Annotated in this window: 7 protein-coding genes; 6 read left to right on the top strand and 1 reads right to left on the bottom strand. The window is 64.6% G+C overall.

The features are described 5' to 3' along the window. The first annotated feature begins 173 nt into the window (after window positions 1-173). The 3 genes from K5658_RS19865 to K5658_RS24025 are packed head-to-tail and all read left to right on the top strand — an operon-like array spanning window position 174 to window position 1287. Window positions 174-722, top strand: coding sequence for a helix-turn-helix domain-containing protein (locus K5658_RS19865; RefSeq protein WP_221063835.1), 549 nt, complete (start codon window positions 174-176; stop codon window positions 720-722). A 17-nt stretch (window positions 723-739) separates the two neighbouring features. Further along, window positions 740-1165 (top strand): hypothetical protein, encoded by a 426-nt coding sequence (locus tag K5658_RS19860; RefSeq protein WP_246628664.1) that lies wholly within the window; start codon window positions 740-742, stop codon window positions 1163-1165. Next, the gene (locus K5658_RS24025; protein ID WP_281425917.1) at window positions 1162-1287 is read left to right on the top strand and encodes a hypothetical protein; all 126 of its coding nucleotides are present in this window, start codon (window positions 1162-1164) and stop codon (window positions 1285-1287) included. The genes K5658_RS19860 and K5658_RS24025 overlap by 4 nt, the downstream gene beginning before the upstream one ends. Window positions 1288-1451: 164 nt before the next feature. Here the strand turns inward: K5658_RS24025 and K5658_RS19855 are convergent, their stop codons facing one another. After that, window positions 1452-2669, bottom strand: coding sequence for an ISAzo13 family transposase (locus K5658_RS19855; RefSeq protein ID WP_246628515.1), 1218 nt, complete (start codon window positions 2667-2669; stop codon window positions 1452-1454). A gap of 370 nt (window positions 2670-3039) precedes the next feature. Here K5658_RS19855 and K5658_RS19850 point away from each other — a divergent pair, with 370 nt between their 5' ends. The 3 genes from K5658_RS19850 (at window position 3040) to K5658_RS19840 (ending at window position 13757) form a co-directional block, all read left to right on the top strand. Then, window positions 3040-6780, top strand: a complete 3741-nt coding sequence (locus tag K5658_RS19850) for a WGR and DUF4132 domain-containing protein (protein ID WP_221064790.1) — start codon at window positions 3040-3042, stop codon at window positions 6778-6780. Between the two features lie 80 nt (window positions 6781-6860). Further along, entirely contained in the window at window positions 6861-10334 is a 3474-nt protein-coding gene (locus K5658_RS19845) for a DUF4132 domain-containing protein (protein WP_221064789.1), read from the top strand. Between the two features lie 42 nt (window positions 10335-10376). Continuing rightward, on the top strand, window positions 10377-13757 hold the full coding sequence (locus K5658_RS19840) for a DUF4132 domain-containing protein (RefSeq protein ID WP_221064788.1): 3381 nt from the start codon (window positions 10377-10379) through the stop codon (window positions 13755-13757). Window positions 13758-13834: the final 77 nt, after the last annotated feature.

Genomic DNA, 13834 nt, shown 5'->3' with positions numbered 1-13834 from the left:
CGATCTTTGGCACAGAGTGGCAAAACCTTTGGCACAGCCACAACAACGGATCAAAGCCCAAAAGCAGGTTATTCACCAATCCCCTTTGTTTATCCGTTAAAACCCACCTACTCCCTTCCCGTCTAAAGAACGACTAAGCTTATAGGCAATCGAACTGGACTGGGAAAGGCACGATGAACCGCTGTATCCGCATCCAACGGCTGGCCCCGCAGGACCGCGAACGGTGGCAGGCGCTGTTCTACCGCCACCAGCAGCAAAGCCGACGGCGTAGGCTGCTGGCCTTGAAGGCCCTGTGGGACGGCGAGAGCATGGCCGGGGTCTGCCGCAGCCAGGGAGTCCAGCGCAAGACGCTGGAGGAGTGGCTGGACAGCTACCTGCATGGTGGCTTCGACGCCCTGCTGGCCCCGCAAAGGCGGCCCCGCCCGCAAGCCCTGAACCCGCAGCGGCGCAAGGTCCTGCGCTACATCCTGCTCCACAAGACGCCGGCGGACTATGGCATCGACAGTTACCAATGGACGGCGGCCCACGTCCAGGGTTTGCTCGTTAAGAAGTGGGGCCTGCCGCTGAGCGCCAACCGGCTTTACGAAATCTTCGACGAACTGGGCCTCTCCCACCAGCGCGCCCACCGCGACTACGGCCCCGCCCAGCCCGCCGAGCGGGCCGGCTTCGTGGAGGCGCTCGAAAAAAAACCGCCGAGGCCGACCCCGGCACCGCCCTCGTAGCCCTCGACGAGTTCGCGCTGCTGTCCACGACCTGCACCCACTACGCCTGGGCGGAGAAGAACACCGCCCCGGCGCCGCCGAGCAACGAGAAGCGGCGGGAGAAACTGAACGGTTTCCTGGCCCTGGACCTGGGCAGCGGCCAGACCACCGTGGACTTCCAACCCCAGGCCAAAACCCCGAACGCCGTTTACGTCATCGCCCTGATCGTCCTGCGCTACGCCAGCCTGGACTACCAAAGGATTCTGTTCATCCTCGACAACTGCTCCATCCACAACGACTCCATGAAGGCCGCTCTGGCCGAGTTGCTGGCGGAAATCCCCCTGGCCCAGGGCATCGCCGTGCACTTCCTCCACACCCCGGCTACTCCCCCAAGTTCAACCCGGCCGAATACCTCATCCGCCTCGTCAGGAAGAACTCCCTCTACCACCTGCCCCATGCCATGACGGTCCAGCAGCGGGCCGAGCGCGTCCATCGGCACTTGGCCCAGGCCACTCCCCAAACACCCCAGCAGGTCAAGAACATTCTCAGCCATATCTACCGCCTGCCAAAAAGTGGGTGGTCTTAGGGCGGGAAGGGAGTAGCTCGTAATTCGCATTCAACGGGGGGCTTGACTCTACAGGAATTCCTTTTTGCCAGACAGCTTCTAACGGGTGCGATTCAAAGTGATGCGCGGTATAGAATTCCCACCCGATATTCGCTAAGGATTTGGCCAGGAATAACTTCCCGGAATCAGATAGCCATGGGAATGGCGCGGTAGTTCCATCGGGGAAGGAAGTCGTCGAAGACGATCCTCATGGTTTCGAGGAAGTCGGCGGAGCACTTCTTCCCCGTGGCGTAGGTCCCGGCCAGGATATCCACCGTCACCCTCAATCCCTTGGAGGTCTTGGCCCGCGCCATGAATTGCCGGGCGATGGCGACGGAATGGAACACCACGCCCTGGCAGGCGCGGGTGATGTGCGGGAACAGCCGGTGCTCGATGGGGTTGTGCTTCGAGCAATACGGCGGGTAATGCGCGACGCGGATTTCGATTCCCAGCCGGTCGGCGAGCCATTGCAGGGCGTCCTTGAACACATGCCGGTTGGAGGCGTTGCTGCCGCCCCCATCGCACAGCAGCAGCAACCGGCGGCGGCCGGGATAGTTCCGGCGGCCATGCCGCTCCCACCAATGGGCGATGCTGTCGCAACAGAACTCGCTGGTGTCGTGGCGGGTGTCGGGGTAGATATGGCCCTCGTTCCGCGCCAAATCATAGATGCCGTGCGGGATCAGCTTGCCTTCGCCCGCGCTGGGGAAATCATGGTCCAGAACGTCGACGGGCACCTGGGTATGGGTATGGCCCTCCCGGGCGAAGTTGCCGATCAATTCCTTCTTCTTGGTGTCGATGCTGAGCACCGGATCGCCCGCCGCCAAGTATCCCGCCTTGAGCTTGGCGATGTTGCGGAACTGCGCGTCGCGGTCGGGATGGGCCCCCAGCGACTTCTTCTTGCGCGCCTTGCGCTGCCCCAGGCCGTGCCGCCTCATCAGCTTGCGGACCGTGTGGCGGCTCGCCGGGCTTCCCATCTCCGCCAGGCGGCGGCTGATCTCACGCCGCGATAGGTTCGTCCACAGCACCACCTTCCCGCATCGGATCGCCCGCCGTGAACTCCGCCAGCAGCTTGAGGAAGTTCCCTTCCAGCCTCGGACGCCGTTCAACCGCCTCTTTCCGGCCCCCGCCTTTTTTTCCTGACCCGCCCGGCTTCCGGGTCGTCCTCCGTTTCCAGTTCCGCCAGGCCCCGCCGCACCGTCTTCGGGTCCAGCCCGAACAGCCCCGCGATGTACTCCGTGCCGCCGTGCCCCAGCTTGGCCGCCTCGATCCCCGCGTATCTCCGCCGGTCCTTCTCCGACAGCCTCTCGAACAACCGCCGCATCTTCGTCTCGATGGCTTCGTCGTAACCCATCAGCCCCACTCATCTCCACGATTCGCCAATCCCTACGTTATCCGACGGCTCGGCCTGCTTCGCAGCGAAGTCGGGAAGTTAATTTCGGCCATATCCTTATTTGAGCCAAACGGCCGGGCTGCGCCCGAAACTGCAGCGAACACCACCGTGGACGAACCGAGGGAGCCGGTCGGTCGATTGCGGTCGTCTGCCGCGTCACCGAATCGACCAAGGCAGAAACCCGCTTTCGGCTGACAACCCTCCTCTATAACCGTTCTTTTAAGGTGCAGGGTGCGGAGGCTTCTTGTATCGGGTTTCCATAAAGCACAGTGGGACAGCGGACACCGTTTATATCGGTATTACAATCTCCCCAGCCGTTTGCAATCCAAAAGCAGGAGACATCCATGCGCCGTTTCGAGCTGATAGAAGGAACATCCCGCAAATTCTGGCAAATCCAAGTCGAGGATGTGGAATTGACCGTGACGTTTGGCCGCATCGGCACGAATGGTCAAACCAAAACCAAGCGTTTCCCATCGAACGCGGCGGCATCGGCGGAGGCGGCCAAGCTCGTCAAAGAAAAGACCGGCAAGGGCTATCGGGAAATCGCCGCCATCGGCATGGCAGCCCCGGTGCCCACGCCCAAGCCTATCCAAAAGCCAGAACCCGCCACGGTCGATCCCCAACCCACGCCACCCACACCGGAAGCGGTCCAGCCCGAACCCCCCGTCGCCACATCCCCCATTTCCGCCATCCAATGGCCCGGCGGCGGCTTCCTCTGGGACAACGGCCTGCGCAAGCAATTGCCGGTGATCCGCGGCATCCACGTCCCCGAATTCGATCAGCCCGGCGACCCGCTGCGGGAAATACCCAGCTTTGCCGACACGGCAAACAGCCCCCATACGCTCAATTGGGTGCAACAACAATGGATCAGTTTCACCCAAGCCATCGTAGCCACGGGCATGGCCCGCTGGACGGAAGCCGACGCCCTGGCGCGGTTGCAGCCCGCGTTGCTGCGGGGCGATGATCCCGAGTATTGGCACGAATTGATCGTTCAATGCGCGGGCCGGGCCGACTATAACCAACAACAGCATCTACTGTGGGCGGCAAAGACCGCCTGCGCGCTGCATTCCCCGGCGTTTGCCACCGAGCTTTTGCTGTGGTTGGCGCAAACCGCCAGCGGCAAGAATAATGGGTATGTCAGGCGCTCCACCTATGAATTCCTGCGCCACGCCTTGGCCGCCGCCCCGGAGGCACTCTATCTCGCCGCCCGCCAAATCGCCGCGGGTTTCCGGGGCCGCGCCCTCGAACTGGACTGCGTGGTGAGCTACGTTTTCCCGGAAATGCGCCAGTGGGCCGAGGATTGCGTGGCGCAACCGGGCAGCCATGAAATGGGTTGGTGGCTGGATGACTGCGTGATGTCGGTCGAAATGGCCTGCCGCCATCACCGGGGCCAATACGTGAACGCCTACCGCACGCCCCCCGTTGCCTTGCTGCAAGTCCATCTGCATGGCGAGGCCGCGTTTCCCTTCCTGGAAATGCTGGTCGATAAGGCGGGTACCCAGGACCACACGGCCAAGTTCGTGAAGCTGTTGCTGAGGATGCGGATTCCGGCCCTGATTCCGGCCCTGGTGAGCCGCTTCGATCACAAGGAAGTCCGGTTGGCGCTAGACGATGTGGCCGGGGAATGGCCCGCCGCCACCCTGAAAACCGCCATCGAACACGCCGTGGCCCGCCATGATCGCGGCTTGGAAGGCTGGGCGGCGCGGTTGGCGCTGCGTTTTCCCGACTGTGTGGAACCCGCCCTGGCCGTTTGCGGCGCTGTCGAGCGGGAGCGGTTCCAAGGCTTGCTGACCGGATTGGCCCAGCCGGAGGAAGCCCCGCCGGAAGCCTTGCCGGAATTGCTGAGGAATCCGCCGTGGACATGGAAGCAGCGGCCCGAACCTCTGCCCACCTTGGCGCTCGTGACGCCGGAGCAACCGGATGAGATGCTCTGGCCAGAAGGTTTGCAGCAAAAATGGCAAGTGGCCAAATCGTCAGACGAACACTTGCAGCCACTCCTCAACCAATTGCAACGGACGGAACCGGGGCTGACCGTGGAAAGGTTTTGCTTACGCGAATTCCATATTAAGGACTCCGCCCACAAGCGTGTACTCGCAGGGATTCCACCTACTTCCGATGACCTAGAACAAAGGGATTACCATTACCCAAACCTCGGAATGTTGCTGTGGTTGCCCGATCCGGTCGCATTAGCCGTTTGGAATAACCTGCCGGCCAACCTGTGGCATGATTGGCAAAAGAATGCGCTGTCGGCCATAGTCGAGCGTTATCAACTCAATTGTTTGCCTGGCCTGCTCGCCTATGTCTCGACCAATCCCGAATATGGCTTGCGCCACACCTTACCGTTCCGCTCGCTCCGCGTGGCACCCCTCGCCGCCCACGCCCTGAAGAACCTCAAGAAAGCCCGTCCCCACGCCATCGCTTGGCTGTGCGCCCACCGCGAAACCGCCATCACCGCCCTGATTCCCCCCGCCTTCGGCGCGGACCGCCAGCCCCGCGACAACGCCCAATACGCCCTGCGCTGGCTGGCCCAAAACGGCTGCGAGGCCGAAGTCCGCCGCATCGCAGCCACTTACGGCGATGCCGCCACCGCTGCGGTCGAGCGCTTGCTGGGGGCCGATCCGGCCCTGATCGTCCCGGCCAAAATGCCCAAGCTACCCGGCTTCTTCGTGCCCGCCGCCTTCCGCCGCCCGATCCTGGTGGATGGGGGCGCTTTGCCGCTCGTCGCCGTGGAGCATGTGGCCCGGATGCTCACCCTGGGCAAGCTCGACGAACCCTATGCCGGATTGGACACCGTGCTGGGTGCCTGCGTCCGGGCCTCCCTGGCCGAGTTCGCCTGGGATGTGTTCGAGGCTTGGCTGGCCGCCGCCGCGCCGAGCAAGGAAGCTTGGGCCTTCACCGCGCTGGGTCTCTTGGGCGACGACGAAACCGCCCGCCGCCTCGCCCCGAAAATCCGCGAATGGCCCGGCGAAGCCGCCCACGCCCGCGCCGTCGCCGGGCTCGACATCCTCGCCGCCATCGGCACCGACGTGGCCTTGATGCACCTCAATGGCATCGCCCAGAAAGTGAAGTTCAAGGGTTTGCAGGAGCGGGCCAGGGAAAAAATCGCCCAGGTGGCCGCGGCACGGGGCTTCACCGCCGAGGAACTGGCCGACCGCTTGGTGCCCGATTTGGGGCTAGACGACACCGGCACGGCGGTGTTGGATTTCGGCCCGCGCCGGTTCTCCGTGGGTTTCGACGAGGCGCTGAAACCCTTCGTCAAGGACGGGGCGGGCACCCGCCTCAAAGATTTGCCCAAGCCCAACAAGGGCGACGACCCCGAGCGGGCGGGGGCGGCGGTTGAACATTACAAAACCATCAAGAAAGACGCCAAAGCCATCGCCAGCCTGCAAGTCACCCGCCTGGAACTCGCCATGTGCGGTCGCCGCCGCTGGACCGATGCGGAATTCCGGCGCTTGTTCCTGGATCATCCGCTGATGCGGCATCTGGCGCGGCGCTTGGTGTGGGGCGTGTACCGCGACGGCCAATTCGCCGGGGCGTTCCGGGTGGCGGAAGACCTGAGCTTGGCCGACCGCCACGACGACGCCTACCCGCTGCCGGAGGGGGTAGAGGTGGGTCTGGCCCATGTTTTGGAAATGCCGGAGGACGACCGCCGCGACTTCGGCCAAGTTTTCGGCGATTACGAAATCATCCAGCCGTTCAAGCAACTGGGCCGGGAAACCTACGCCCCCACCGACGAGGAATGCCGCGCCGGTCTTATCGAGCGTTTCAAGGATAAAAAGGTCGCCACCGGCAGCGTGATGGGTTTGGTGAACAAGGGCTGGGAGCGCGGCCAGGCGCAGGACGCAGGCTGGGTGGGCGAGTTCATCAAGCGCCTGCCCGGCGGATTGGAAGCCGAATTGCGGATAGAGCCGGGCACCATCGTCGGCGAGATGAGTTACGAGCCGGAACAAACCATCCCCGGCATTTTGGTCCGCCGCCAAGGCACTTGGGATAAGAACGGCCTGATCGACCTTGCCAGCCTCGATCCGATCCTGATCAGCGAGATCATCCGCGATACGGATTTGCTGGCACCGCTCAAACCCTGATTTATAGGATGGGTTACGCTGCGCTCCACCCATCCTATGACTGGCTTTTTCAGAAGAATCAACAACAAAGGAAAACCTCCATGACCGCTTCCCAACCCATCGACTGGCCCACCGGTGGTTTTCAATGGACCGACGACCTGCGTGCCAAACTGCCCATCGTCCGGGGCGTCCATGTGCCGGAATTCATCGCGGCATCGCCCGCTCCCGCCTATCCCTTCGTCCGGGAATTACCGTATGGATTCACCGAACCGACGTGGGAGGCGCGGCAAGGAACGGTGTGGAGCGCGCTCGCCCGGCATCTGGACATCGACGATAGCGGTCCTTGGACCGAAGCGCGGATCACGGACCTGTTGGCCCCCGACCGGCTCAGGGCGGCGTCACCGGAATTCTGGCGGGAATTGGTGTGTCAGTGCGCCGCCCTCTATCCCCATTATTCATCGCAACAGGAACAATTGCTCTGGGCGGCCCGGACCAGTTTGGCCCTGCATTCCCTGCCGTTCACGACCGAAGTCTTTCTGAATATCTGGCGGGAATTCATCGCCTCGACCAAAACCAATTACATCGACCACGACCAAAGAGAATGGAATAACGCCCGGCTCGAACAGCGTTTCCCCCTGCTCAAAGAATACCGCCGCCTGCGGCACGCCCTGGCGGCGGCACCGGAAGCCGACTACCGCGCCGCCCGCCAAGTGGCGGAAAGCCACCGGGGCCAGGCCGTCCGGGAATTGGATGGGACCATCAGCTTCCTGTTTCCCGAAGTGGCGGAATGGGCCGAAGCCGCCGCGGCCCAGACCCCCTGGGCATGGCGGTTGGACGAAGCCGCCTTGTCGGTGGCGACGGCCTGTCGGCATTACCGGGAACGCACGGTCCTGCGCGGCCAGAGCGCCATTCCGGGCGTGCTGCTGCAAATCCACCTGCACGGGGATCAGGCGCTGCCGGTGCTGGAAACCCTGCTGGATATCACGGCCACCAAGAAGGACAAGCGCCCCGTGCTGGACTGTCTCGGCCGGCTCGGAATCCCCGCCATGATCGCCGCGCTGGTGGCCCGCTTCGATGACGCCGAGTCCCGCGCCACCCTGGACAAACTGGCCAAGCGCTGGCCCGCCGCCTGCCTGGCCTCCGCCCTGGAACGCGCCGCCTTGGGCCGTTCCGATGGGCTGGAAGCCTGGATGGCGCATCTCGCGCTACGCCAGCCGGACGCGGTCGAACCCGCCCTGGCCGCTTGCCCTCCCGAAGCGCGGGCACGTTACGCCGGTTTGGCGAAACCCCAAGCCGCGCCGGAGGAAGCCGCCGCCGCAGCCCTGCCCGAAGTGCTGCGCGATCCCCCCTGGAACCGCAAGGACCGGCCCAAGCCCTTGCCGGTGTTGGACCTCGCCGCGCCCCGCCAAGTGGAAGCGCTGGTTTGGCCGGAGGGACTGCGGGAGCAGTGGCTAAGCGCCGTGGACGAGAAGATTGCGCGATACTGGCGGGACAAATCCGAAGCCGCCCGCATTGAGTGGGGATTGGCGAAACTCCCGCTCACCGATGCGGCCCAAGCGCGGGCGCGGGCGGGATTGCCGCTCAATCCGAGCGATTTCGACCGGGCTTATTCGTTGGAATACACGGCTTATTTGCTCAAATTACACTCTGACGCCTTGACCATCCTGCCGCCCAAAGTAGCCGACGCCATTTGGGCGGGCATTCCCGCCAAGTTGTGGCATGGCTGGGAACCCGAGGTGTTGCGGGCGCTGTTCGCCCAACGTGGCTTTGCAGCCCTGCCCAAACTGCTGGAATACATCCAGGCCAGGCCGGGCCGGGGGCTGGACATGGCCTTGCCCTTCCGCACTCCACGGGTCGCACCGCTGGCGGCGCATGCCTTCCGCAACCTCAAGCAGGCCAAGGCCCCCGCCCTGGCTTGGTTGCGCCTGCATCCCGAAACCGCGCTGGCCGCCCTGATCCCGTCCGCCCTGGGCAAACCCGGTGCCGCCCGCGAGGATGCCTGGACCACGTTGCGGGGAATGGCGGCGGAGGGCTTCGAGGCGCAAATCCGCCGCATCGCCGCCGACTATGGCACCGACGCCGCGTCCGCCGTGGACGCCCTGCTCGCAACCGACCCGCTGTGGAGCGTCCCGGCCAAGATGCCCAAGCCGCCCGCCTTCTTCGTGCCGACCGCGTTCCGACGGCCCCGGCTGAGCAGCGGCGGTGCCCTGCCCCTCTCCGCCGTCGGGCACCTGGGCGCGATGCTCGCCATCAGCCGCTTGGATGATCCCTATCCCGGACTGGCACAGGTCAAGGCCGCGTGCGAGCCCGACTCCCTCGCCGGGTTCGCTTGGGATGTGTTCGAGGCCTGGCGGGTGGCCGGAACACCCAGCAAGGAGGGTTGGGTTTTGACCGCCCTGGCCCTGCTGGGCGATGACGAGACCGCCCGGCGTCTGACGCCCCGCTTGGTGGAATGGTCGAAGCACGGTGCCCATGCCCGCGCCGTGGCGGGATTGGATATGCTGGTCGCCATCGGCACCGACGTGGCGATGCAGCGGCTCAGCGCCCTCGCCGACGACAAGGCGGCCTCGGAGCGGTTGCGGACCCAGGCGCGGCAAAAGCTGGCCGACATCGCGGCGGCGCGGGGGTTGTCGGAAGAGGAACTGGCCGATTGGTTGGTGCCCGATTTGGGACTGGGCGCGGACGGCACCTTGATTTTGGATTTCGGCCCGCGCCGGTTCAGCGTCGGTTTCGACGAAGCTTTGCGGCCTTGGGTGCGGGATGAATCCGGGGCGCGGCTCAAAACCCTGCCCAAACCCGTGCAAAGCGACATTGCGGAAGCCGCCCGCGACGCCACCCAGCGTTTCAACGCGCTCAAGAAGGACGCCAAGGCCATCGCCAAACAGCAAATCGAACGCCTAACCAAAGCCATGACCCGCCGCCGCCGCTGGACCCCCGCGACCTTCCGAATGCTGTTCATGGAGCATCCGGTTCCGGTGATGTGCCATCTGGCGCGGAGGCTGGTATGGGGCGTGTACCGGGAGGGCGAATGGGTGGAAGCCTTCCGGGTGGCGGAGGATTCCAGCCTCGCCGACCACCGCGACGAGGCTTGTGAGTTGCCCGCCGAGGGCGAAATCGGCCTGGCGATGGCGGCGGAACTGCCCGAAGACCTGTTCCGGAATTTCGGCCAAATCTTCACCGATTACGAAATCATCCAGCCGTTCAAGCAGCTGGGCCGGGAGTTGTATCGGCCCAACAAGGCCGAGCGAAAAAGCGGTGAAGTCACCCGCTTCGTGGGCAAGAAGGTCAATGGTGGCACCCTCAACGCCTTGGCCAACCGAGGTTGGCGGCGGGAACGGCGGGCGCATGGCCCGGTATTCTGCAAGTCCGTGACTGGCGGTTTGACCGTGATCTTGGAGGCCAACTCGTTGAATAGCTACAGCGGCTCCGAGTGGGGCGAACCGGACCATGAATTCGGGAAGCTGTTCGCTTGGCGCGATGCCAGCGACGAGCGGGCTTCCGTCACCGAATTAAGCCCGCTGGCGTTCAGCGAGGCCATGCGCGATGTGGATTTGCTGCCAAAACTCAAACCGTAGTCCGTAGGGCGTCAACACAATCAACCATAAAGGAAAACCACGATGACCACCGCTCCGCAACTCGATTGGCCCACCGGGGGCATGGTATGGACCGACCAACGCCGTGGGAAACTGCCCATCATCCGGGGCATCCGGGTGCCCGCGCCCTATGTGCCCGACGATTGTCTGACCCATCCGCCCGCGTTTCACGATTTGCAACCCTACGAATTGCAGAAGGTGCAAAACTGCTGGGCGAGGCTGGCCGCGGCCTTGGATATCCAGGGTGCCCCTTGGACTCAGGCCGAGGCGGCTGACCGGCTCGCCGCCGAACGGCTGCGCAACCCGGACCCCGCCTATTGGCGGGAGGTTTTCGCCCAATGCGCCGCCCGCCAGCCGGAAAGTTGGCAAGCACGCCCCGAACTGGTATGGGCCATCCAGGCCGCCAGCGTCGCCCACTCCCTAGCCTTCGCCACCCGGATGACGCTGGAGACCGGCGCAGACCTATTCCATGACCGGGGCTGCACCGAGCATAGCTATCACGGGCTGCGCCACGCGCTGGTCGCCGCGCCGGAAGCGGATTATCAGGCCGCCCTGGAAACGGCGGCGGAATTCCGCGGACGTTCGCGCCTGCTGGACCGCATGGTGAGCTTCCTGTTCCCGGAGCAGCGGGCTTGGGCCGAGGAATGCGTGGAGCCGGGGGCGTCGATCAACCAATCCTGGTGGCTGGATGAAACGGCGATGTCGGTGGCGGCCGCTTGCCGACACTTCCGCGACCGTTATCTGGGTTCCTCCCAGGCCTATGAAATCTGCTTGTTATACCTATACATCTATGGCGAGGAAGCCGCCCTGCCTGTGATCGGGATCGCGCTGGACAGCCAGGACACCAAGCAGGAGCGCGAATGGTTCATCGATTTCGTCCTGCGGATCAGGGTGCCGGGCGTGCTGCCCCTGCTGATGGCGCGGCTGGACAACCGGGAGGTCCACGCCAAGCTGGACCAACTCACCGGGCAATGGCCCGCCGCCCTGCTCAAGTGCGCCATCGAACGCGCCGCCGCCACCGGCAATAGCTTGGTGGAAAGCTGGGCGCTGGCGCTGGCCCTGCGCTTGCCGGACATCGTGGAACCGGCCCTCTCGGCTTGTTCGGAGGCCGGGCGGGACTATTTCGCCGGGCTGCTGGCGACGCGCACCCATGCCGCCGAAGCCCCGGCGGAAGCGTTGCCCGAATTGCTCCGCGATCCGCCCTGGGTCAAACGCATCCAGGCCATTCCGACCCTGGCGCTGATGCCCATCGAGCAGCCCGACATCATGGTTTGGCAAGACGGGCAGCGTGATGAATGGGCAAAACCGCCCATCGACAGGACGCATTGGCTGATCCGCAACCAACCGTCCGGCGAACCCGACCACCTCTATGCCCTGCGCCTGATGGGCATCAAAAAAACCGCCTTCGATCTGGCCTTGGCGGGCGGGCCGTTGGGTGCCGAAGACCTCCTTGACCCCAGCTGGCAATTGCATCGCTATCCCGCCCTCCTCTCGCTACTGCCCGACCCCGCCGCGCTGGGGCTTTGGAACACCCTCCCGGCTGCCTTCTGGCGGGGTGCCTGGGGGATGCGGACACTCATCGCCCGCTTCCAACTGGACTGTGTGCCGGGCCTGCTCGCTTTCATCCCTACCGCTACCGAGGTGGGCTTGGAAATGGCGTTTGTGGTCCGTTCCGCACGGCTGGTTCCCATCGCCGCCGATGCCTGGAAGCGCCTCAAGAAAGCCCGCCCCCACGCCGAGGCTTGGCTGCTCGCCCATGCCGAAACCGCCATCGCCGCGCTGATTCCGCCCGCTTTCGGCAAGGACCGCGTCCCCCGCGAGACCGCCCAAGCCGCCTTGCGCTGGCTGGCGGAGCGAGGCTTCGAGGCGGACCTCCGCCGGATCGCGGCCAGCTATGGCGATGCCGCCGCCCAGGCCATGGAGGTGCTGCTGCGGGCCGATCCCGCCCTGATGGTCCCGGCCAGGATGCCCAAGCTGCCTGCGCTCTTCACCCCCACCGCGTTCCGCCGTCCCCTCCTGGCCTCGGGCGGTGCCCTGCCGCTGACCGCCGTGGAGCATGTGGCGCGGATGCTGACCATCAGCAAATTGGACGCGCCCTACGTGGGTTTGAACGCCGTCAAGGCCGCTTGCACCCGCGACTCGCTGGCCGCGTTCGCCTGGGATGTGTTCGAGGCTTGGCTGGTGGCGGGGGCTCCGCCCAAGGAGAACTGGGCCTATCACGTCCTCGGCTGGTTCGGCGACGACGCGACCGCCCGGCGCTTGACCGAAAAAATCCGCGTCTGGCCCACCCATGCCGCCCTGGCCCGCGCCATCGTGGGCTTGGACCTGTTGGCCACCATCGGCACCGATGGCGCGTTGCGGGAATTGCACGGCATCGCCCAGAAGGTGAAATCCAAGCCTTTGCAAGAAAAGGCCCGGCAGAAAATCACCCAGGTGGCCGAAATCCTCGACCTGACGGCGGAGGAACTGGCCGACCGGCTGGTTCCCGATTTGGGACTGGATGGGCAGGGCAAGGCGGTGTTGGACTTCGGGCCGCGCCGGTTCGTGATGGAGTTCGACGAAGCCCTGAAACCGCTGGTCAAGGACGAGGCGGGGCTGAGCCTCAAGGACTTGCCCAAGCCCAACCAGAAAGACGACGCGGCCCTGGCGACAGCGGCGGTGGCGCGTTTCAAGGCCATCAAGAAAGAAGCCAAGGCCATCGCCAGCCTGCAAACCGCCCGGCTGGAACAGGCCATGGTGGGGCGGCGGCGTTGGGGCTTGGAATTGTTCCGGCAGCTATTCGTGGAGCATCCCCTGATGCGCCATTTGGCGAAGCGGCTGGTGTGGGGCGTGTACCGGGATGGGTTATTGGTGGACGCCTTCCGGGTAGCGGAAGACCTGACCCTGGCCGACCGTCGCGATGCAGCCTATTCACTCCCGGCGGAGGCGTTGGTGGGCTTGGTCCACGCCCTGGAACTGCCGGACGACCTGGGCCGCGATTTCTGCCAAATCTTCGCCGATTACGAAATCGCCCAGCCCTTCAAGCAACTGGGGCGGGAGACCTACGCCCTCGGCGAGGCCGAGCGCGGGGCGGATATGATCGACCGCTTCCGGGACAAGGCCGTCGCCACCGGCAGTATCTTGGGGCTCGCCAAACAGGGTTGGGAGCAAGGGGAGGCGGACGGTGGCTATGTATTCTCCGTGGTGAAGCGCTTGCCGGGCGGTTTGGAAGCCGAATTAAGCTTGGGGCCGGGTTACCATCTGGGCGAAGTCGCCGCAACCCCGGCGCAGGCGCTCTCCGAAATCAGGGTGCATCGCCTGGGGGATCGCTGCACGGAGCGCAGGCTGAAGATGGCGGAATTGGACGCCATCCTGGTTAGCGAATTGCTGCGCGACATGGATTTGTTGGCGGTGTTCAAAGCGTAGCTTTATCGCCCGACGAACTTGGCTGATGCGACGCGAACGTATTCACAAAAACTGATGTACCCTGTGGTCACTTTTGG

The sequence above is a fragment of the Methylomagnum ishizawai genome, from assembly GCF_019670005.1.
Taxonomy (GTDB): domain Bacteria; phylum Pseudomonadota; class Gammaproteobacteria; order Methylococcales; family Methylococcaceae; genus Methylomagnum; species Methylomagnum ishizawai.
The sequence above is the reverse complement of the archived record's forward strand: the minus strand, read 5'-3'. Positions and strand labels throughout refer to the sequence as shown.

Bases quoted from the DNA above. Each gene is read 5' to 3' on its own strand.
- K5658_RS19855 (WP_246628515.1), bottom strand. From the start codon at position 2,669: ATGAGTGGGGCTGATGGGTTACGACGAAGCCATCGAGACGAAGATGCG.
- K5658_RS19850 (WP_221064790.1), top strand. From the start codon at position 3,040: ATGCGCCGTTTCGAGCTGATAGAAGGAACATCCCGCAAATTCTGGCAA.
- K5658_RS24025 (WP_281425917.1), top strand. From the start codon at position 1,162: ATGACGGTCCAGCAGCGGGCCGAGCGCGTCCATCGGCACTTGGCCCAG.
- K5658_RS19840 (WP_221064788.1), top strand. From the start codon at position 10,377: ATGACCACCGCTCCGCAACTCGATTGGCCCACCGGGGGCATGGTATGG.
- K5658_RS19865 (WP_221063835.1), top strand. From the start codon at position 174: ATGAACCGCTGTATCCGCATCCAACGGCTGGCCCCGCAGGACCGCGAA.
- K5658_RS19845 (WP_221064789.1), top strand. From the start codon at position 6,861: ATGACCGCTTCCCAACCCATCGACTGGCCCACCGGTGGTTTTCAATGG.